The 19,881-nt window shown below is 54.0% G+C and carries 16 protein-coding genes and 1 tRNA gene; 9 read left to right on the top strand and 8 right to left on the bottom strand.

Features of this window, described 5'->3' with window-relative positions; translation table 11 throughout:
• Positions 1-3: 3 nt before the first annotated feature.
• Both ruvX and DPQ25_RS09565 read right to left on the bottom strand, forming a co-directional pair.
• Positions 4-432 carry a Holliday junction resolvase RuvX gene (gene ruvX / locus DPQ25_RS09560; protein ID WP_112332957.1) on the bottom strand — a complete coding sequence of 143 codons (429 nt, stop codon included), beginning with the start codon at positions 430-432 and terminating at the stop codon, positions 4-6.
• Positions 429-1,133 carry a histidine phosphatase family protein gene (locus tag DPQ25_RS09565; protein ID WP_112332958.1) on the bottom strand — a complete coding sequence of 235 codons (705 nt, stop codon included), beginning with the start codon at positions 1,131-1,133 and terminating at the stop codon, positions 429-431. The genes ruvX and DPQ25_RS09565 overlap by 4 nt, the downstream gene beginning before the upstream one ends.
• Before the next feature lie 326 nt (positions 1,134-1,459).
• Here DPQ25_RS09565 and DPQ25_RS09575 point away from each other — a divergent pair, with 326 nt between their 5' ends.
• Positions 1,460-2,005, top strand: coding sequence for an acyltransferase (locus DPQ25_RS09575; RefSeq protein ID WP_112332960.1), 546 nt, complete (start codon positions 1,460-1,462; stop codon positions 2,003-2,005).
• Between the two features lie 120 nt (positions 2,006-2,125).
• Here DPQ25_RS09575 and DPQ25_RS09580 read toward each other — a convergent pair whose 3' ends face one another.
• Both DPQ25_RS09580 and DPQ25_RS09585 read right to left on the bottom strand, forming a co-directional pair.
• Positions 2,126-2,503: a hypothetical protein gene (locus tag DPQ25_RS09580; protein WP_112332961.1), complete on the bottom strand. Its 378-nt coding sequence runs from the start codon at positions 2,501-2,503 to the stop codon at positions 2,126-2,128.
• A 267-nt stretch (positions 2,504-2,770) separates the two neighbouring features.
• Positions 2,771-4,108, bottom strand: a complete 1,338-nt coding sequence (locus tag DPQ25_RS09585; RefSeq protein WP_216083984.1) for an MATE family efflux transporter — start codon at positions 4,106-4,108, stop codon at positions 2,771-2,773.
• Positions 4,109-4,348: 240 nt separating this feature from the next.
• On the opposite strand from DPQ25_RS09585, the gene DPQ25_RS09590 reads away from it, so the two are divergent.
• Together DPQ25_RS09590 and metG are read left to right on the top strand one after the other, a co-directional pair.
• The gene (locus DPQ25_RS09590) at positions 4,349-4,546 is read left to right on the top strand and encodes a hypothetical protein (RefSeq protein WP_112332963.1); all 198 of its coding nucleotides are present in this window, start codon (positions 4,349-4,351) and stop codon (positions 4,544-4,546) included.
• Positions 4,547-4,818: 272 nt separating this feature from the next.
• Entirely contained in the window at positions 4,819-6,765 is a 1,947-nt protein-coding gene (gene metG, locus DPQ25_RS09600; RefSeq protein ID WP_112333058.1) for a methionine--tRNA ligase, read from the top strand.
• Positions 6,766-7,110: 345 nt separating this feature from the next.
• Here metG and DPQ25_RS09605 read toward each other — a convergent pair whose 3' ends face one another.
• Positions 7,111-9,744 carry a metallophosphoesterase family protein gene (locus tag DPQ25_RS09605; protein ID WP_112332965.1) on the bottom strand — a complete coding sequence of 878 codons (2,634 nt, stop codon included), beginning with the start codon at positions 9,742-9,744 and terminating at the stop codon, positions 7,111-7,113.
• A 356-nt stretch (positions 9,745-10,100) separates the two neighbouring features.
• Between DPQ25_RS09605 and DPQ25_RS09615 the strand changes: the two genes are divergently transcribed.
• On the top strand, positions 10,101-10,697 hold the full coding sequence (locus DPQ25_RS09615; protein ID WP_112332967.1) for a sugar O-acetyltransferase: 597 nt from the start codon (positions 10,101-10,103) through the stop codon (positions 10,695-10,697).
• Positions 10,698-10,782: 85 nt separating this feature from the next.
• The gene (locus DPQ25_RS09620) at positions 10,783-11,214 is read left to right on the top strand and encodes a hypothetical protein (RefSeq protein ID WP_112332968.1); all 432 of its coding nucleotides are present in this window, start codon (positions 10,783-10,785) and stop codon (positions 11,212-11,214) included.
• 341 nt (positions 11,215-11,555) lie between these two features.
• Here the strand turns inward: DPQ25_RS09620 and DPQ25_RS09625 are convergent, their stop codons facing one another.
• The 3 genes from DPQ25_RS09625 to DPQ25_RS09635 form a co-directional block, all read right to left on the bottom strand.
• Positions 11,556-12,080 carry a GNAT family N-acetyltransferase gene (locus DPQ25_RS09625; RefSeq protein WP_112332969.1) on the bottom strand — a complete coding sequence of 175 codons (525 nt, stop codon included), beginning with the start codon at positions 12,078-12,080 and terminating at the stop codon, positions 11,556-11,558.
• A gap of 384 nt (positions 12,081-12,464) precedes the next feature.
• On the bottom strand, positions 12,465-13,664 hold the full coding sequence (locus DPQ25_RS09630; RefSeq protein WP_112332970.1) for a peptidoglycan-binding protein: 1,200 nt from the start codon (positions 13,662-13,664) through the stop codon (positions 12,465-12,467).
• Between the two features lie 21 nt (positions 13,665-13,685).
• Positions 13,686-14,936, bottom strand: coding sequence for an ATP-binding protein (locus DPQ25_RS09635; protein ID WP_242978287.1), 1,251 nt, complete (start codon positions 14,934-14,936; stop codon positions 13,686-13,688).
• 322 nt (positions 14,937-15,258) lie between these two features.
• On the opposite strand from DPQ25_RS09635, the gene DPQ25_RS09640 reads away from it, so the two are divergent.
• From DPQ25_RS09640 to DPQ25_RS09655, 4 genes are all read left to right on the top strand, one after another.
• Complete coding sequence (locus DPQ25_RS09640) at positions 15,259-16,095, top strand: hypothetical protein (RefSeq protein WP_112332971.1); 837 nt, start codon at positions 15,259-15,261, stop codon at positions 16,093-16,095.
• A 95-nt stretch (positions 16,096-16,190) separates the two neighbouring features.
• Positions 16,191-16,279, top strand: a tRNA-Ser gene (locus DPQ25_RS09645).
• A 180-nt stretch (positions 16,280-16,459) separates the two neighbouring features.
• Entirely contained in the window at positions 16,460-18,130 is a 1,671-nt protein-coding gene (locus DPQ25_RS09650; RefSeq protein ID WP_112332972.1) for an RNA polymerase sigma factor, read from the top strand.
• A gap of 458 nt (positions 18,131-18,588) precedes the next feature.
• Positions 18,589-19,701 carry a MerR family transcriptional regulator gene (locus DPQ25_RS09655; protein ID WP_177576972.1) on the top strand — a complete coding sequence of 371 codons (1,113 nt, stop codon included), beginning with the start codon at positions 18,589-18,591 and terminating at the stop codon, positions 19,699-19,701.
• The last annotated feature ends 180 nt before the right edge of the window (positions 19,702-19,881 follow it).

Raw genomic sequence — 19,881 nt, forward strand, 5'->3', positions numbered from 1 at the left:
CTGCTACAGCTGCTCAGGGTGGTTGCGCCGGTAATCAAGGTAATTTTGTAAAATCATCGTAGCGGCGACGGTATCCACTACTGCCTTACGCTTTTTTCCCCGGGTATCGGTCTGGTTTAAAGCATTGTGGGCTGAAACCGTGGTCAGCCGTTCATCCCACAGCGCGGCGGACAGGCCGCTGCGCCGGCTGAGCGCTTCGGCAAAGCCGCGCGCGGCAGCGGCGCTCTCGCCCTCACTGCCGTCCATGTTGCGGGGCAGGCCGACCACAAAGGCCTCTACGCCGCGCGCCGCCGCTTCGGCGCAGATTTTCTCCAGCAGCTCCTCCTGCCGGTAGGACGGCGCCGTCCCCACCGGGGAGGCAAGAAACTCCGACGGGTCGCACACAGCCAAGCCCGTCCGGGCCTTTCCCAGATCCACTGCCATTATAATCATAGCCCGCTTCCTTCCTCTTTTACTTCTCCGCCAGGCTCAGCCGGCGGGCTGCTCCACCATTTCTGCTTGGAAAAATTGGAGGTCTCCGGGGTCAGGTGGGAATAGTCGTTCATAAACTCCACCCGCACCTGCCCGTCCTCTGTAAAGACCAGGCTGGTCAGGGACGTGTTGTTGCACCAGGGCACCTCGCCGATGCGCGCCAGCGGATAGCCCAGCGCGTGGCACAGCATGTTGCGGATGGCACAGCCGTGCGAGGTCACGCACACCGTCCCGCCCGGGTACCGGCGCACAAGCTCCAGCAGCGCCGCCCACACCCGGTCGTACACCTGCCTCATGCTCTCGCCGCCGGGAGCCTGGAACGAACCGGGGTCCTCATACCACCGCCGCGTCTCCTCGGGAAAACGCGCCGGCAGCTCGCTCCAGGGGGTGTTTTCATAGGCGCCGCCGCCGATCTCCTCAAGCCTGGCGTCGGTTTGAATTTCAAGCCCCCGGTAACGGTTTACCGCCTCGGCGGTCCGGTAGGCGCGCAGCAGCGGGCTGGAGACAATGGCGTCAAAATGCAGGTTGCGGCAGCGCAGCGCCAGCAGGTCCAGCTGTTTCCGGCCGGTCTCGCTAATATCACAGTCGGTTTGCCCCTGAAAGGTCCCGCCGGTATTTCCGGCGGACTCGCAGTGGCGGATAAGGATGATTTTCGTGGACAAAAGCAGAAAGCGCCTCCTCTTATCCCCGCTGCCCGGTAAAGAAGCACGGCGGGAACGTTTACTCCCGACTATTGTACCATCTTTTGCCGGAGTTGGAAATGAAAATCCGTGCGGAATTTCAGATTCCGTTGTTTTTTGGCGTTTAGTCCCGGCCTTCTTCCCCGGCTGCCTCCGTATGCCGCCCCAAAGTACCCGCACGGAGCGGAGGCCCCCTTTCTTTACATCCTGCTGATTTTGATTTACAATAAAAATACAGGCGCCGGCAGTTCTGCGAACAGCCGGAAGCCCAATATAAAAAATGCAAAGGAATGGAGGGGGAACCTGCCATGAAAAATCCAATCAGAAAATTTATTATGCGGCTGCGCGGGGAGCCCGACCTGGATAGGCTGCGGGCAGCCGGACTGCGTGTGGGCAAAAATTTCAGCATGGGCCAGGAATGCATTCTCGACGTCTCTCACTGCTGGCTGATTGAGATTGGGGACAATGTGACGCTGGCGCCCCGCGTCCACATTCTGGCGCACGATGCCAGCATGAAAAGGGCGCTGAATTATGCCAGGATCGGCCGCGTAACCATTGGCTGCAACACCTTTATCGGCGCAGGCGCAATTCTTCTGCCCAACATTCGCATCGGCAGCAACTGCATTGTCGGCGCCGGCAGCGTAGTGACAAGGGACCTGCCCGACGGCTCCGTCGCCGCCGGAAACCCCGCCAGGGTACTGTGCGCCACAGCGGCCTACCTGGAAAAACAGAAGGAGCAAATGAAAACCCGCCCGGTTTACGGCGAGGAATGGACAACCCGGCAGAATATCTCTGCCGAGCGGAAGCAGGAGATGCTCCGGGCCCTTGAGGACGGCATCGGCTTTGTCGAGTAGCGCGCTCCGGGGCGCATCCTCCGCTTTTCCGGGCCGCCCCTCCGCGGCCTGAAAAATTATTTGCAGCAAAAGCAGCCGGGCCCATATTTCGGGCCCGGCTGCTGGTTTATAACTATGTAGCTACTCGATTCTCGACACCAGCTGGCAATACACATAGACGTTCTGGATTTTTTTCGCTTCATTTCCCTTGTCCGTTACAATAACCGGCTGTGTCTCCGACTTTGTGGTATACAGCTTGAACACCAGTCCATCCTGCCCCACGCGCATATCGCGCACCCGTTTGTGTGTAAATTCCCGCTTTTCAATCCGGAGATAATCATAGATTACATCCTCCAAGTCGAGGTTTGAGAAGCACTGCAGGATATCCTCCTGCTGATGAACCTCCATAATCGCCTTGGCCTCCTCAAAGGTTACATCCGTACAGCGGAACACCCCCTTGTTCATGACAGACATCATCGAGGTATTGTCCAGCAGCAGCAACGGGTCAATCGATGTCATTGCGCTCAACTCCTTCCAAAATCTTTCCCGGTCCCCGCTCTGCCGGCGGCAGGCCCGGAAGACAGCGGATTTTCCCTCATTTAAGGGGAAGACCTCTCCACTATGTCCAGTATAAACGGAAGGCGCCTAATTGTCAATTCATAACAAAAATATAAATAATCCTGTTTTATTTTTAGCGTCAACACCGGCGGCCGGGAATCCTTTAAACCCACCGGCCGGTCAGGCCTCCTGTTCTATTTCCGCCTGAATACAGGTCAAGCCCTGATCCTACTGCGGCTGTGCGGCCTCCCGCCTTTTCTTAACGTACAGGAAAATCAGGAAGCATGTCAGGTGACAGACAAAAGTAATTATCCATGTAATGGGGTAGGAAAGGTACAGGCAGTACAGCGTGCGGTCTACAGCGAAGATGGTGAATATCCACAAAATCCGCAGCCCGCAGGCGCCTGCCAGAGAAACAACCGTTGGGATGATGGATGAGCCCAGGCCGCGCATGGAGCCGCAGGCAACATCCATCATGCCGCAGAGAAAATATGTGGCACAGACCACCTCCAAGCGGCCCACGCCATATTGAATGACCGCCGGGTCGGAGGAATAAATACCGAGCAGCTGACGGCTCAGCAGGATGGCCAGGCTGCTCAGGGCGGCGCCCACCACTACCACGGCCCCCAAGCAGCGGACCAGCACCGGTACCACGCGGTTCAGCTTCTTCGCCCCCACATTCTGGCTGGTAAAGCTCAGCGAGGCCTGGTACAGGGCGTTCATAGAGGTATAGACGAAGCCCTCAATATTACCCGCGGCGGTATTGCCGGCCATCGCAACCGAACCAAAGGAATTGATGGAGGATTGAATCAGGACGTTGGAAACCGAAAAGACAGCGCCCTGAATCCCGGCGGGCAGGCCTACCTGAACAATCTGAAGCAGCTTATCCTTTTTCACACAGAGCTGCTTCAGGTGCAGCTGGTAGGCCCCGTTGCTGCGAACCAGGCAGACGACCACCAGCGCGGCGGAAACACACTGAGAAATAATCGTTGCCAGCGCCACACCCGCAACCCCCATATGAAAGACAATGACAAAAAATAAATTGAGAACTACATTAATAACGCCGGCAATCAGCAAAAAAATCAGCGGGCGCTGGGTGTCCCCCACCGCACGCAGAATCGCCGCGCCGAAATTATAAATCATCAGCGCAGGCATACCGACGAAGATGATGCGCATGTACAGCACCGCTTGGTCCAGCACATCCTCCGGCGTGCCCATCAGCTCCAGCAGCGGCGCCGCCAGAATAACGCCGATAAAAATCAGAACAACGCCGCAAACGGCGCTGAGCAGCATGGAGGTGTGCACTACCTCGTGTACATTTTTCCAATCCTGAGCGCCGTAGTACCGGGCCACCATGATGCTGGTGCCGATGGAAAGGCCCATAAACACATTGATGATAAGATTGTTCAATGAACCGGTCGACCCCACCGCCGCCAGTGCGTCGCTGCCGGTAAATTGGCCCACCACCACAATGTCCGCCGCATTGAAGAGCAGCTGCAAAATACCGGACAGCATCAATGGAACAGAAAAGAGTAAGATTTTCCCCAGCAGTGGCCCGTTGCACATGTCAATTTCATAGGATCGTTTCACGATAGCTCAACCCAACCCCTTCTTCATACGTTGTCGTAACGGCTTACCGGTCCCGGGGGCCGCTGTTGAGGGAAAAACCACCCGGTCCAAACGCTACTATTTTAATCTCTTTACAAAAAAATTACAAGCCCCGCGGGCCCTTTTTCACACAGCCCGCCCGGCACACCCCGAATATTTTTCCTTATACGCCGCACACTACCGGCGGGGGTGATACCGTTGCAATATGAACATCTGCATGCACTGCTTGAAAACAGCCGCAGTAGCCGGGCTTACTTTTTATCTCTGCCAGTGCCCGCGCAGCTGGAGCTGCACGGGCAAAACAGTTTTATCCACTCCGCGGAGGAGCTGCGCCGCCGGGCCGAGCTTCTTGAACGCCACCACCGGCAGCTCCGGATCGGCGGCTATGAAAAATGACCCGCGCGCCGGCTTCCTCAGCCTCGGTCCATAAAAAGGCGCCCAGAAGAGCGCCTTTTTATGGGCTTTCACATGATTTCAAGCGTTGCCGCACGGCTTGCGGCGCTTTTTTGCAGCCCAGAGCCAACACCGGGAAGGCCGCCCGGGTTTTCCACAAAAGAATGCTGTTTCAGTTGAAAAAAAAGGCCGCGGCTGATATAATAAGTAAAGTTCCCCCCTTACGCCCAAGCGCTTGGGTGTAAAAAAGAAGAAAAGAGAAGGCGAGGATGAACATGGAACGGAAAACCTTTTACATCACAACCCCGATTTACTATCCATCGGGCAACGCACACATCGGGCACACCTACTGCACTGTGGCGAGCGACGCCATTGCCCGGTACAAGCGAATGCAGGGGTACGACGTCATGTTCCTGACCGGCACCGATGAACACGGCCAAAAGATTGAGCTCAAGGCCAAGGAGGCCGGCGTCACGCCGAAGGAATATGTTGATAAAATTGTGGCGGGCTTTCAGGACCTATGGAAGCTGATGAATATCAGCAACGACCGCTTTATCCGCACGACGGACGGCTACCATGTCAAGGCCGTGCAGCAGATTTTCCGCGCGCTTTATGACCGCGGCGACATCTACAAGGGCAAATATGAGGGCTGGTACTGTACGCCGTGCGAGTCCTTCTGGACAGAGACCCAGCTCAAGGATGGGAAATGCCCGGACTGCGGGCGCGAGGTCAAGCGTGCCGAGGAAGAGGCCTATTTCTTCCGCCTCTCCAAATACAGCAGCCGGCTGCTCAAGCTCTATGAGGACAGGCCCGAGTTTATTCAGCCCGAAAGCCGCAAAAACGAGATGATTAACTTCATTAAGCAGGGGCTCGACGACTTATGCGTCTCCCGCACCAGCTTTACCTGGGGCATCCCGGTGGACTTTGACCCCAAGCATGTGGTCTATGTCTGGGTCGATGCACTGACGAACTATATCACCGCCATGGGCTACGGCTCGGACGACGACTCCGATTACCGCAAATACTGGCCGGCGGACGTGCATTTTGTCGGCAAGGAAATCGTGCGTTTCCACACCATCATCTGGCCTGCCATGCTGATGGCGCTGGAGCTGCCGCTGCCGAAGCAGGTCTACGGGCACGGTTGGCTGCTGTTTGGGGACGGCACCAAGATGAGCAAGAGCAAGGGTAACGTAGTGGACCCCAATGTGCTGTGCCAGCGCTACGGCGTGGATGCCATCCGCTATTTTCTGCTGCGCGAGATCCCATTTGGGGCGGACGGCGTCTTCACCAACGAAGCGCTTATTGCACGCATCAACGCCGACCTGGCGAACGACTTAGGCAACCTGCTCTCGCGCACCACCGCCATGGTGCAGAAATACTTCGGCGGCGTCATTCCCGCCGGGCACGAGGCGGATCCCATCGACAGCGAGCTCATTGGGCTGGCGGCCTCCCTGCGCGAACGCTGCGACAGGGCCATTGATTCCTACCAGTTCTCGGCGGCTCTGGCCGAGATTTGGAAGGTCATTGCCCGCAGCAATAAATATATTGATGAGACCATGCCCTGGGTGCTGGGCAAGGATGAAGCCAAGAAGGCCCGTCTCGCGGCGGTGATGTACAACCTGTGCGAGGTGCTGCGCATCGTCTCCATCCTCATTACCCCCTTCATGCCCGAAACCTCCCCAAAAATCCAGGCTCAGCTTGGCCTCACGGCTGCTGAAACCACCTATGCTTCCAGCAGCGAATGGGGCACCCTGCGCAGCGACGCCGTTATCAGCAAGGGCGAAACGCTCTTCCCCCGCATCGATGTGGAGAAGGAAATCGAGGCGCTCAACGCGCTGATCCCCAACCCGGCGGCTCAGGAGGCAAAGCCCGCCTCCCCGCAAAAGGTTGAGGGGCTGGCACAGATCGGCATCGGCGACTTTGCCAAGGTGGAGCTGCGCGTCGCCGAGGTCACCGCCTGCGAACCGATTAAGCGCGCGAAAAAGCTGCTGAAGCTGACGCTCAATGACGGCGAGGGTGAGCGGACCGTGGCCTCCGGGATTGCAAAATGGTACAAGCCCGAGGACCTCGTCGGCCGTCATATCATTCTGGTGGCAAACCTCAAGCCGGCTGTGTTGTGCGGCGTCGAGAGCCAGGGCATGATTCTAGCGGCGGATGCCGCGGAGGATGACGTACGCGTTATCTTTGTGGACGATATTCCCGCCGGGGCATCCATCCACTGACCTGCAGCCGGGCCTGCCGCGCCGGAAACACGCGGCATAAAACCATTATATTGTCCGTAAACCGCATCCCGGGGCCCGCCCCTGGATGCGGTTTTTATGTGCGGTCGCGGCGGCCTGTACGGTAAAGCCCGCCGTGCAACCTCATTTATGCGCCCTGGAGATACCGGGGCATTGTTTTACCCGGGCATGAACGCAGCAGCGCCGCGTTCTATCAAAGCCCTTCCGCAGCGGGAGGCGCCGTCCCCTCAGCAGCAAGCAGGCCCCCGGTTGTCACCAGGAGCCTGCTTTATATGAGAGACTATTTATATTTTGCTTAGCAAAATGCCCTGCCGGCCAGGCTTATCTTCAACGGCCCTCGGCATTTCTTCTGCGCAGTGCGGCCAAAGTCAGCACAGCAACGGCCGCGGCGCTCAGAATCACCGCCACAGAGGCCCATGAGAAGCCTTCGCCGGTCTGCGGCGCATTGATATTCGGCTCACCGCCGCCGGGCCTGCTGTCATCCGGCGTGCTGCTTGCGCCGCCGTTGCCGTCTGGAATGCTGCCGTTATCCCCGGGCTTCTCAGCGAGCCCCGCAATCGCGGACTCAAGCCTTTCCCGGGCAAGGTTCACCTCCGCCTGCAGCGCATCCCCGGCAAGACCGGCGGCGGCCTCAAGCTCCCGGCGCAGGACGTCAACGGTTTCATCCGTATAGCGGCTGCTGTCCCCGAGCTTCTTTTCCGCCTCCGCAATCGCGGCGTTCAGCCCGGTACGGTCGGACAGACGCCATTCGGAGGAAATTACGGTGTCGTTATCCGCGGGGTAGTTGGCGTCCTCACCCATAGAAGCCACTACACCAGCCAGCCAGGTGTTGATCTGGCCCTTGAGGGCAGCTGTCAGCAGGCCCTCGGTGGCCTCCGTGCCCTCCTCCGGGTCAGCCGGGGTCCCGTTAATTAAGCTGTCCAGCAGGGCGCCGATGTCCAACTCAAAATATTTTTTTAGTGCGTTAAGAAAATCCGCTACACTGTAGCCCACCTCGGGATTAGAGCCCTCCGGCATGCTGTAGATGGTCTCGCCGCTTGAGCTGTCGGACGGCCACTTGGCGCCCAGAACGCCGAGCGCAATGGAAAGTGCGTTTTCCCCGCTTTTATCCAGCGGACGGACAAGCGGCGTACGGCCGCCGGCGGCAACAAACTCCTTCGTGGTGTTGTTCCAAGCGGTCGCGCCGAGAACGTCCTCCAGCGGCAGGTTGGCAAGCGCCTGGTTTGCCACATCCGCCACGTCCGCGATGACGGCCTGGAGGATCGCCTCCAGCAGCTCGCCGTTCTCAATTTTTTTCGTGGCGGCAGCCACCCATTCGGGCTGATCGCCGCTGTCCGCGCCAGCCAGGTGGCTTTGATAAATGTAGTTTGCATAATCCAGCAGGGATTTGTCCTCTGCTACAGGAATGGCGGTAAGGCCGGACACCAGCTTTTCAACAACGGCATCCAGCAGCGCCGGGTTGGCCAAGACCTCGTTGTCGATCTTCTCCAGCAGCACATTGAGGGTCTGCTTGAGCGCGGAAGACGGAATGACCACGTTGAGGTTGAGGATCGAAAGCTTTTGCTTGACTACGATGCCGCCCTCGTCGGTGTCGTAATAAAGCGCCTCGCCGCTGTCCGCACCCGGCAGTAAAAGCGGCAGACCGGCGTCGACCAGCTTCTCCACCGTGATATTGCCGATGGGAAGGCTGTCGCCGAGCAGGTCGTTGAGCAGGCCCTCCAGCGCCACCTTAATGCCGCCGGACTGAGCAATCTGCCGGTAATAGCCATTCAGAAAGCCGTTGACAGTGGTGGACAGCATGTCGTTGCTGAAGCCGTGCTGCTGGCCATAGGCGGTGACATCCTCAATGGTCTGCTCCCGGCCGGTGACGGGGTTGGTGAAGGTGATGGGGCCGAGGTGTGTCTTTGTCTCCACAGCAAGCTGCTCCTGGACCATACCGCCGTCATAGCTGCGGCTAATGGTCACAAAACGCATAGGAGAGGGGTAGGTGACGACCGAGCCGGTTTCAATGTCATAGAGCGTACTGCCCGCTTCGGTGGTCATAGCGGCAATATCGTTGGCATGCATATGCCCGGTAAAAACATAACTCATGCCCGCGTCGGCAAACGCCGTGCTCAGGCGTTCATAGTCATTGACCAGGTACATGGGCAGCAGCTCCGGCTCCATGGTGAAGTGGGGGATGTAGCCGTGGTGCTGCAGGCCGATAACCGTGTCGCCGCGGGATTTAGCGGCAGCGATCTGCTCCAGAATCCATTTTTCCAGGTCCGCGCTGACAGCGCCGCTGGTCTCATGCTCGTCCAGGCCGCTGTCGGTATTATCCGCGCTGTAACGGGCCGAATCAATGGCGATCACCGTGTAGCCCTCTGCCGGGCGGGCAGCATAGGAGAGGCCGCCCGCTTCCTTTCCCTCCGGCGGGGTATAGGCGGCGATGATGCTCTCATCCCCATAGGTCACCTCGTTGTAAATCTCCTTAAAATCCTCCGGCTCCGTGCGCCCGGCAGGCGCCGCGGCGCCGTCCTCGGTGTTAAAGTTCATGGCGTTGGCGTTGCGCAGGTCGTGGTTGCCCGGTACAACATAAACCTTAAGGCCAGGAACGGCTTGCTTCAGGGCCTCCAGCCGCGCCGCGAGCGCTTCATGCCCCTCCTTTTCCCCGTCCTTGGTCAGGTCGCCGGAGATCATCAGCACATCGGGCTGATCGGCCCGGATAGTCTCCAGCATTTGTTCCAGAATCGCCGAGCTCTCGGTAAACATTTTCCGGTCGCTGTTCAGGTGCTCCGTGTAATCGGCGGTGTCCTTAATCATATCCGGCGAGAGATAATGTGTGTCTGAAAGAACGGCGATTTTGAGCTCGTCCTTCTCTGCCGGCCCGGCGGCAAGCACCGGGTAAGCGGCACTGCCGACCATCAGCATTGCCATCAATGCCGCGGCGGCCCTTTTCAGCCGCCCTTTTGCTTTTTTCATGGTTACTTTCTCCTTTTATTCAAATTCTACGGTTTTATCGTACAAAATGAATGTAAGAGCCGAACCGGGTTTGCGAAAAATTTCCGTTAAACTTCCGTCCGCTGTTTTAAGCTTGTATAAACCCCCGGAGACACCGGGCCCGGGCCCAAAGCGGCAACAGTCCGGTGCGGGCGGCTTCCTGGCTGCCGCTGAGCTTGCCCGCAAAAGCGGCAAAATTTTGTAAAGGCAGCGTTTACGCCCGGTAAAGTGGAGCGCGGCCCATTTTTCTTCCCGGGGCTTCCTTTTTTTGAAGCTCTTCGTTATAATAGGGGAAAAGAAATTTCCCGCCGGCAGGCGGAGCTGGGGAGCTGAGTAATATGGAGGACCGAGTAAAAATTCCGATTGGCTGTTTGTTCAAGGCCTGCTATAACCCTGCGCTTGAAGCGGAAATCAGCCGCTGTAAGGATCAATGCCACCGCTACAACCAGCTGAGCCCCAACGACCGGGAGGCGCAGCGGGAAATTCTTGCGGCGCTGCTGGGCAAAATGGGGGAGGACGTTTTCATTACCCCGCCGTTCTGGTGCGACTACGGCTACCACATTACCGTAGGCGATCATTTTTATTCAAACCATAACCTCATCATTACGGACGGGGCAAGCGTGGTCTTTGGCGACCATGTTTTCATCGCGCCCAACTGCTGCTTTACAACCGCCGAGCACGCCATTGACCCTGCGCAGCGCAACGCGGGGCTGGAGGCCGCCAAACCGATTACCGTTGGAAACAGCGTCTGGATCGGCGCGGGGACAACCGTGCTCGCCGGGGTGTCCATCGGCGACAATACCGTGATTGGCGCGGGGAGCGTGGTTACAAAACCCATACCGGCCAACGTGGTCGCCGCCGGGGTTCCCTGCCGGGTGCTGCGGCCTGTCACGGAGCAGGACCGGTACCGCTACCCGCTTTACACAGGGGAATGACGGCGGTTTACGGCATGGGCAGAGAGCCGGCGTTTCGCCATTGCCGGGGTGCGGCCCCCTAAAAACCTATAGAAAGAGTGACGCCATGAAATATCTTATTAAGCCTCTGACTGCTGTTCTTGTGCTGCTGTGCATATTTTCCGGCTGTTCCGGCGCGGCGGGGCTATCCGAAGCTGCCCCGCCAGCCTGGGACCTGGCCGGAACCGAGCCCACCTATGTGACGGCGTGGCCGGAAAACGAATACACCGCGCAGGTTACCAAGCCCGTCTGCGGGGAAATGGATTATATCTATGATTGTTCAGAGGACGGGCGCTACGCGCTGTTCCTCAAGAATATAACCAGGGACGAGGCCGCCGCATATGTCCGGCAGCTGGAGGAAAAGGGGTATGCTCAAACCGCCGCCGCGGAAAATAAAACAGCCGTGGGGACGATGCTCAAAAGGGGCGGGACCACTCTGAGCATCTCTTATTCCGGCGAGGTATTCGCTATGCTCATCACGCTGGAGGGCAGCCGGTAGCTGTCTTGCCCGCCGCGCCCTAAAAACCGGGGCCGCGGTAAAATTAAAATGCCCGGCCTGTTTAAGGGCGGTCTGAAGCAGCGCGTTTCTGCTTCGGCCCTTGGGCCGCCAAAAAACGGCGCAGCAGCCCCCAAGCCGCAACGCCGTTTTGCTTTTTATTGATTTGATAGATGGAAATCTTGTTATAAGCCCTTGTATGGGGTTTAAATCAAGGCTTTGCGCATATTTTTTTGAGCGCCTTCTATTTTTTCTCCTCATTAAGCCGGGTTTGCTGCGTTGGGCGCCATTTTAATAGAACTAAGTAAGACTGTTGCTTGCCGGGAATAAATTGAAATTCTTCGCTACCATTGAATCCAATAGCGCTGTTCAATGTGCCCTTCTTCCTCAACTTCATTTTCCAATACTCCACCATTGCGGCGTATTGATTTTGCCGAACCAATATTTTCTTTGTTGCAGCATATCAATACTTTATTGAGCCCAAGCTTTCTACACGCATCTAATGCCAATGCAAGCATAGCCGTTGCATAGCCTTTTCTTCTTTCGCTTGGACGAACCCCGAAGCCTATATGGCCGCCGGTTTTTAGCAGCGCATCGTTTAAATAATGGCGAATATTCACAGCACCTACAAAAATGTTTCTATCTTTATCGAGACAAAAAAGTGTCGTATCCGGCACCCAACCATTTTTAGCCTCTTCCTTTGTATCAAGATTCTTTAAATAATAATCAAAATCATGAAAATCATTGAACCATATTTTCCACGGGGACATATTTGTGTGATTCTCTACAATATCTTTTTTCCATTCTTCCAACATTTCAAACAGCTGCTTCTTATATTCGTTTGTTAATGCGACAAGCTCAATATTCATTTTCCATCTCCCCCTTCACGCATGCGGATCCCGCTTTTGCCGGTTTGTACGTCTTCTATGATTACAGCTGCAGCGCTTATATATTTTCTCAGGCATAGCCCTGTCCCGCATAGGGCAGTAAAGCCGTCCGCTCCTTGTCAACAGGCGGGATAAATGAGCATCGCCCACCGCCCGCAAGCGCATCTGATCCTATAGCAAACAAAAGGGCGAACGCAGCGAGTACGTTCACCCTCAAATCGCATGTGATTCTGCCCACATCCATTTTATTGCCATCGGGAGATTCAGGCACCAATCGGACGCTAAAGCGTGAGAGGCAAACGAAATCAGGCCACGGCTGGGCCGGCTGCCGATTGACAAAAGGCATGAAGAGAAAGGCCGCGCCTTTTAATCTGTCCGCGGTTTTGCCGCGTCGGAATAGAGCAGCTCAAGGGTTTGTTCGTCGGCAATGCCGGTGACCTCCAAGCCGTTCAGCAGCTGAAAATCCTTGACGCTTTGTTCTGTTCCCTCACCGTAAAGGCCTGTCGGGCTGACAAATAAATAACCGAGCTCCTGCAAGCGCAGCTGTAGGTTTTTAACGGTTTCATTTTCGTCGCCGGGTTTCAATTCCGTTGCCGCGGCGGCCCCCGATGATTCCGGCGGCTGCGATGCGGCTGAGCTAACGCCGGGCTCGCTCAGAAGCTCTGGATAGATGGAGCCGACAATTTCCGTAATTCCCTGGGTGATGCTGTTGCCCTGCCACTGCAGCAAATGGGGGTCGATTTCGAAAATTCGTCCCTGCTGGACGGCCTCAAGGTCTTTGAAAGCCTCAGCGGCGGCGATGGTATCCTTCATGCCGGTGGGGCAGAACAAATAGGAGGGGCTGGCGTTGGCAATAACAGAGAGCTCCACCTGGTTGCCGGCGCCGTCGTTTGCCGCATTGGCAAAGCCCAGGCTCTCAATCAGCTTACCGGCGAAGCAGTCGCCGGTAACGGCGCCGCCTTGGTCATCCAGCAAAAAACAGACGGTGACGACAACGTCGCTCTCCGGAATGACACGCCGTACATCATCAATGGTCATCAGAATATTCTTAGCGATTTTTTCCCCTTGATGGTAACCGGTGGCCGCGCCCTTGAACGCGCTGCCGACCTGGGTGTACAGGCGTGTTAAATCCTCTCGGTTTGTCGCGGGGGACAACACCAGAATGGCCAGCCCGGCATCCGCCGCGGCTTTTTTCTGTTCCTCCGTCGGCGCCTCCTCCGTCAAGACCAGCGTGGCGCCGCTGTCCCGTATGGCCTGCGGGTCCTCCAAGCTGACGGTGGGCAGGATGGCGAGGTCGCTTTGCGTGCAGTCTTCACTCCTCGCCTTAAGGGACACCTCATAGCGGAGCGCCAGAACCACGTCGGCCAGGTTGGGCGACAGGACGGCAACCCCTTCCGGCTCCGCGGACAAGGTTACCTCATTGATGGTGACGGGGTAATCGCTCTGGCCCGCGCCGGACTCCACATCGTGGCCGCCGCAGGCGGCCAGGGGAACCAGGCACAAAAGCATCATCACAGCGCATAAAAACAGCGGTAAAGACGAACGTCCAATTCTTCTTTTTTTCATAGCAGCCTCCTTCAAACAGGTTTACGGGTCCAGTACGGGTATTCCCCGCCGAATGCGGGACTCCGCGCCGGCAATAAACTGCTGCGCGCACCTTGGCGACCGCCCGCCGCGGGCAATCGCCCACATTTCAGCGCCGCGCTCCAGCTCCTCCATGTGTTCCTCCAGCCCACGCTGTACCGCCAGCAGCCGGACAATTTCCAGGTACTGCTGTTTATCCGGCAGAGAAAAATTAATGGCAAGGCCAAACCGGTCGGCCAGTGACAGGCTTTCCTGAATGGTGTCATTGCGGTGCAGCTCGTCCCCCTCCCGGTCGGAAAACGTCTCGCGCACCAGGTGGCGGCGGTTAGAGGTGGCATAGATCAGCGCGTTATCCGGCTGAGCCGCCAGGCCGCCCTGCAAAACGGCTTTGAGCGCCGCATAGGTGTCGTCCTGGTTGGAAAAGGACAGGTCGTCGATAAAAATGATAAATTTCATCGGCACGGCGGCAATCTGGTCAACCAGCTTGGGGAAATCCATCAGCGATTCCTTGGGCATTTCAATCACGCGCAGGCCCTTGGGATAAAATTCGTTGAGCAGCGCCTTTACCGTAGAGGATTTCCCGGTTCCGCGGTCGCCATACATCAGGCAGTTGTTCGCCGGCAGGCCCTCCAGAAAGGCCAGCGTGTTTTCAATGGCCTCACGCCGGGGAACGTCGTAACCCTTCAAATCCTGCAGGCGCGTCTTATCCGGGTAGGCAACCGGCTGAATTGCTCCGTCACGCCAGATAAACGCACGGTAGCGGGCATACATGCCGCAGCCGTTGGCGCGGTAATAGGCGGCCATCCGGGAGATGCAGCCGTCAATCGGCCCCCGCAGCGCCTCCATCGGCTCCCCCGTCTGCCAGCCGGGCAGCTGCATTCCGCGCACCGCCTCAAAGGGGCAGCCGCGCAGCAGATCCTCCGGCGTCAGGGCGGAAATATCCAGAATAACCTTCAGGTCGTGTTCTACGGCCGCCATCAACGAAGGCGGAAATTCCGTTTCCCCCGCCGCGGCGGCAAGGGAAAAAGCGTTTTCGTCAAATAGCGCCGTCTGCGAAATACATTCCATTAAATTTTCACTGAAGCCGCGTTCGCACAGAACTGCCAAAAAGGAACCCCAAGCCTGTAAGAAGGCCTTTTCATCCTCTGCCCACAGCAGGCGAAACAATGCCTTTGGCACCGTCCTTTTCAAAATTCCCCTGTAGACGGAGAGGGAGGCCATCGCGCAGGCCGCTTCTTTTACTTTTGCCGTCATGTATACTCATTCTTTCTATAATTGGAATCTAAATTAAAATGGTGGAAACGATTTTATGCGGGAGAAGCCTCCCCGGCAGCGATGGGAATATAAAAAGCCCGCCACGCGAGCAGGCGGCCTGTCAGGGCGTCGTTCCAAGGCCAAGCATGCTCCTTCTTTTCATAAAATCAAATTTATTGTACCCTTATTCCGCATATGGTGTCAAGCGAGCGGAAGTTTTTATCTTGTAAATTTACAAATTGTTTGTTAATATAAAAAGAAACCGGTTTTTTCCCTGCGTTTACAACAAATATCCATTTTTTTACAATAAAGGAGAATGCCCATGAAGCGCCGACTGAAAATTCTTTCCGTCTTTCTTTCCACATTCCTGGCTGCCGGGCTGTTTACCGGTTGCGGCAATGCCGCGGATCTGCCGGATGCGGACATGCTGTTCCGCGAAGCCATGACCAACGCCAACGCGTTGTCCAGCTGCGACGCCACCTATCAAAGCACGCTTGAAATTACTTTTGAAGGTGAGAAGATTTCCTTTACCAGCGAGAACACCGTCACCTATGCGGCCTCGCCCTTTATACTCAAGAGCTTTCAAACCAGCGACCTGGCCGGCGCTTCCGGTCAGACGGAAACCTATACGGCGGCAGAGGACGACGGCATCTGGGTCTATGCCAATAGTGGGGACGGATGGACCAGGACGCTGGCCGGCGAGCTGGACACTACCCCGATGACGCAGATTGATATTCTCCGGCTCATTCCTCAGGTGGCCGCGCAGAAGATGATTCGCACAGAGGATACTGGCGGGCAGAAAGCCTACAAGCTTGAATTGACCCTGAAAAGCGAGGTCCTGCGCAGCGCCATTGAAAACATTGTCACCTCCACCGGAATCGGCGAGGGCTCGGCTACCATTGTGGACACTTTGCTGGCCACCGCCCCCGAGCTCTACGGTTATGCCTATATCAGCGCGGAGGACGGGCAGTTTTTGCAGTTTGATGTAGACGGCGCGGAGGCGCTTAACACCATTCTCTCCCATATAGACGGCATGGACGCCAGCATTAAGGTCAATAAGTACGTTCTCAGCGGCAGCCTCTCCAGCCTGAACCAGGCCGAGGCGCCGGTCCTGCCCGATGAGGCCAAAAACGGCGAAACCATCTCCGCAGTCGGCTAAAGCGGCAAAAAATCCCGCCTTGACTTTTCCCCGCCCGCTGGCTATAATAAAAGAACAATAAAATGACAGAGGCGCCTTTCCGCGCCTCATATGATGGAAGCGTATCGAAGTGGTCATAACGGGCCTGACTCGAAATCAGGTAGCCCTCACGGGCTCGTGGGTTCGAATCCCACCGCTTCCGCCAGTTTGTCAAAAGAGGTCGATTGCTTTAAGGCTGTCGACCTCTTTTCATTTGTGTAATATGATTTATTTAATCCAACGATTTATTGCATTAGACAAAAACGGGAAAATTTAAATAAAAATCCCCAACCTTTCTTCTATGCCTGTGTCTATATGGGTGAAAGCTTTCAAGGAGATAAAGTAGATGGATCGTGAATATGCCGAGAGTATTATAATTGAATACTTGAAATCTATATACGGTTTTGCACTGAAACGATGCGCTAATTTGCAGGATGCAGAGGATTTGACTCAGGATATCGTCTTACGTGCGTTCCGTGCGATGCTTGTCAAAGATGATTTGGATTCGCCTAAAAAATTCATTTGGACGATAGCACACAACGTTCTGGCTAATTACTATCGTGACAGGACAAAAACGACGATCGGTGTTCCAATTGATGAACTAGCGGAGTTATTGCCATCCCAAGATGACACGCTAGCAGGAAGCGTTGAAAGTGAATTGATTGACCATTTGCATCGTGAGATAGCCTATTTGTCAAAACTGCAACGTCGTATTGTAATTGCCTACTATTTTGAAAATAAAAAGCAAGAAGCAATCGCAGAAGAACTCAATATTCCTCTCGGCACAGTCAAATGGCATTTGTTTGAAGCAAAAAAAGATTTGAAGAGAGGTATGGATACTATGAGACAGACGGGTGAACTCAAATTCAATCCAATCAAATTTGAACTGTGCGGAACAAATGGTTCTCCGGGAACGAAAGGCACAAACAGTAACTTCTTTCGAAGTGCTTTATCGCAAAATATTGTCTATGCTGTTTGGAAAGAGGATAAAACAATCAACGAAATCGCCGACTGCCTTGGCGTTTCCCCTGTATATGTGGAAAGTGAAGCAGAGTATCTTTCCGAATATGGATTTCTCGCCGAGAACAAAGGCAAATATCGTTGCAATATTTTGCTTGATGATCCAACAAACGAACTGATTTCGTTGCATGACGTAATGTATCAAGAAGCAGCAAAGCTCTTTGCAAATGAATTAATGGAAGAGCTGACTAACAGCGGAATTTTAAAGGATAAACGCATTATTTGCGGACAGACAGATCAACCGATTTCGCTGTCTGAATCCCCAAGAGCAGATGACAATTTTATCCTTTGGTCACTCGTGCCGTATATTGCCGCACTCAGCGGGGAGAGTCTGATGGATAAAAGCATTTCCTTTGAGGAGGTGGCAACTGTTCGCCCAGATGGAGGACAGAATATATGTTACGCTTCTGTTATCAGTCCCGGCGTTAAAAAGCCTATGTATTTTGATAGTATGAAACAGTGGTGCGGGCCCTGCTGGAATAGAAACGAGGATTATACTTTATGGCAGATCGACTCCGAATGGTCAGATGGACGGGTTGATGACAACTATATTTCAAAAACAAATCGTATTCTATCTATTCTATCAAGGTTAGATGATTCGGTAAGCGATGAAAGTTATGCATTCCTTGAGGAAACGGGAATCATGAGAACAAAAATGAACATTAATGGCAATACGGGATGGTTTAAATCCGTTTCTCAAGCCGTATGGCTTGAAAATACTGACATTAAAAATAAGCTTATTGCGATCGGTGACCACATTAAAGAAAAATATTGGCATGAATTTGAAACACTGAAAGAATCTTTTGTGAAAGCAGTGCTTGATGAAACGCCGAAGCATCTCCACAAAATGCAGAAATACGGATTGCAATACACCTTCTTTTCCGACGGTTGGTTTATTCTTCATTGTATGAAGGAACTTGTAAATAACGGAAAACTGAAACTTCCGACAGGGGCGCAGAAAAAATCACTGACAACAATCATTGTTCCAAATGTTTAAGACAACAAAGGCATTGCGAAAGTTCAAGTCCCTTTAAAAAACAACAAAAGATTCTTTTTGTCTTACTATTACACGTCGGAACGAGTTGCGCTCGTTCCGATTTTTTTCATGTCATAAATCCAGCATTTAAGCTGTTTTTTCAGGGTCGTCCTCTTTTACCCAACGGGACATCCAGAAGTAAAAATCGAAAAATCACTGTGTTAACATGAAAATAGACGTATGCTGAACCCGGAATTCTCATTTTCCGCGGGCATCTTTTTTGTAGCGTAAACCCACACCGGAACGAGCCTAACCCGTTCCGACTTTTTATTTCATAAAATTAGCCGCTGTTTTGTATTTTCTTGACTGCTTTCTGTTTAGCCAAAATAATTTTTCATTGTATGCTTGACTCTCACCTACACTTTAGCTTTATAATATGCGCGTAAGGTACCTTATATAAAAATCCGGAGATGAAACCAATGAGAATAGGAGAATTTTCCAGGGCCTGCCATATGCCCATTTCTGTGCTGCGGTATTATGACAGCTGCGGCTTGCTAAAACCTGTTTATATTGACAGCTTTACAGGTTACAGGCATTATTCCGAAAATCAGATCAGCGTGTGCGCTCGCATAAACGAATTGAAAACCGCGGGCTTTTCCCTTTCAGAAATAAAGCAACTGGTTTCAGGCAGCGTGCCGCCCAAGGCCATAGGCGCAATATTTGACAATAAGAAAAAACAGCTAAACGAAACGCTCTGCCGCCTCGACGAGCTCCGCGGCTTAATGTTAGGAGGAAATTTTATGGAAGAAGCAAAGATTAATTTTATACATGAAAATGTACATATCCCATTTGAAAACGATGAGAAAATCGTTGGAAAGTGGGAAATTATAGGCGAATATCATAACCAAGCAGCGTTTAACCTTGGCAAAAAGCTGCCGGAAGAAGGGATCGGCAGCCAGAACCGTGAAATATTTTTTCTACCACAAGGCGAGTGGTATTGGTGCTATTCCTGGACGAAGGGCAAATTGTTGATCGATGACGGCGAAAGCTCTTCCGTCAACGAATTTACCGTTGAGAAACAATCGGACGGATTATACATGTTTGTGAAGCTGAAATCCTTTGATTATCTGCAAACCGGCAGGACAACGCTTTTGGTGCTTCATCAATGCGATAACTGCCGCTACAAAGCAAAGGATATTGCGCGGAAAGATAATATTTCTATCCCTTTTAATAACGACCGGAATATTTTGGGCAAATGGAAATCTGTAGCCTTTGTTCAGAATAAAGATGACTTTTCCCCGGAAAATGTTGACAGCAGCTTCGAGCCGTATTTTAAGGAGATTGATTTTCTGCCAAACGGAGAATGCAGCAGCGTTTACGGAGATGAAATCATAAGCGGCAGGCATGCTCAGGAGTGGACAAACGGATTTGTTTTGCGCAAATGGAACTGCACTGCGTGCGCTTATGAAATCAAAAACATCGACGATACAGAATATCTATTTATAGAGTGGAAAAGCGGCGATTACCGCTGGGGCGGTTTTGACACCGATTATTATGTTTTCAGGAGAGATTATGGCAGGTGTTCTCACTGAACTGTATTTGATGAAATAATTACTTTTCTCACAAGAACGTGAGCGCTCGCGTCCATCTGCCAAAACCGCAAAAATAATTTTTCACGGTCTTTTGCCGCTAGGCTGAGCCTGGACGCTTTCCGCGTTCCGGGCTCGGTTCTTATTTTGCCTGTTCTCTCTCGCTTACGGCAGGTCCTTTTT

The organism is Hydrogeniiclostridium mannosilyticum (genome assembly GCF_003268275.1).
GTDB classification, from domain to species: domain Bacteria; phylum Bacillota; class Clostridia; order Oscillospirales; family Acutalibacteraceae; genus Hydrogeniiclostridium; species Hydrogeniiclostridium mannosilyticum.

Excerpts from the sequence above, each read along its gene's own strand:
- DPQ25_RS09630 (WP_112332970.1), bottom strand. The coding sequence starts at position 13,664 with ATGAAAAAAAGAAGAATTGGACGTTCGTCTTTACCGCTGTTTTTATGC.
- DPQ25_RS09640 (WP_112332971.1), top strand. The coding sequence starts at position 15,259 with ATGAAGCGCCGACTGAAAATTCTTTCCGTCTTTCTTTCCACATTCCTG.
- DPQ25_RS09615 (WP_112332967.1), top strand. The coding sequence starts at position 10,101 with ATGGAGGACCGAGTAAAAATTCCGATTGGCTGTTTGTTCAAGGCCTGC.
- DPQ25_RS09575 (WP_112332960.1), top strand. The coding sequence starts at position 1,460 with ATGAAAAATCCAATCAGAAAATTTATTATGCGGCTGCGCGGGGAGCCC.
- metG (WP_112333058.1), top strand. The coding sequence starts at position 4,819 with ATGGAACGGAAAACCTTTTACATCACAACCCCGATTTACTATCCATCG.
- DPQ25_RS09585 (WP_216083984.1), bottom strand. The coding sequence starts at position 4,108 with ATGTGCAACGGGCCACTGCTGGGGAAAATCTTACTCTTTTCTGTTCCA.
- DPQ25_RS09650 (WP_112332972.1), top strand. The coding sequence starts at position 16,460 with ATGGATCGTGAATATGCCGAGAGTATTATAATTGAATACTTGAAATCT.
- DPQ25_RS09625 (WP_112332969.1), bottom strand. The coding sequence starts at position 12,080 with ATGAATATTGAGCTTGTCGCATTAACAAACGAATATAAGAAGCAGCTG.
- DPQ25_RS09620 (WP_112332968.1), top strand. The coding sequence starts at position 10,783 with ATGAAATATCTTATTAAGCCTCTGACTGCTGTTCTTGTGCTGCTGTGC.
- DPQ25_RS09605 (WP_112332965.1), bottom strand. The coding sequence starts at position 9,744 with ATGAAAAAAGCAAAAGGGCGGCTGAAAAGGGCCGCCGCGGCATTGATG.
- ruvX (WP_112332957.1), bottom strand. The coding sequence starts at position 432 with ATGATTATAATGGCAGTGGATCTGGGAAAGGCCCGGACGGGCTTGGCT.
- DPQ25_RS09580 (WP_112332961.1), bottom strand. The coding sequence starts at position 2,503 with ATGACATCGATTGACCCGTTGCTGCTGCTGGACAATACCTCGATGATG.
- DPQ25_RS09635 (WP_242978287.1), bottom strand. The coding sequence starts at position 14,936 with ATGACGGCAAAAGTAAAAGAAGCGGCCTGCGCGATGGCCTCCCTCTCC.
- DPQ25_RS09655 (WP_177576972.1), top strand. The coding sequence starts at position 18,589 with ATGAGAATAGGAGAATTTTCCAGGGCCTGCCATATGCCCATTTCTGTG.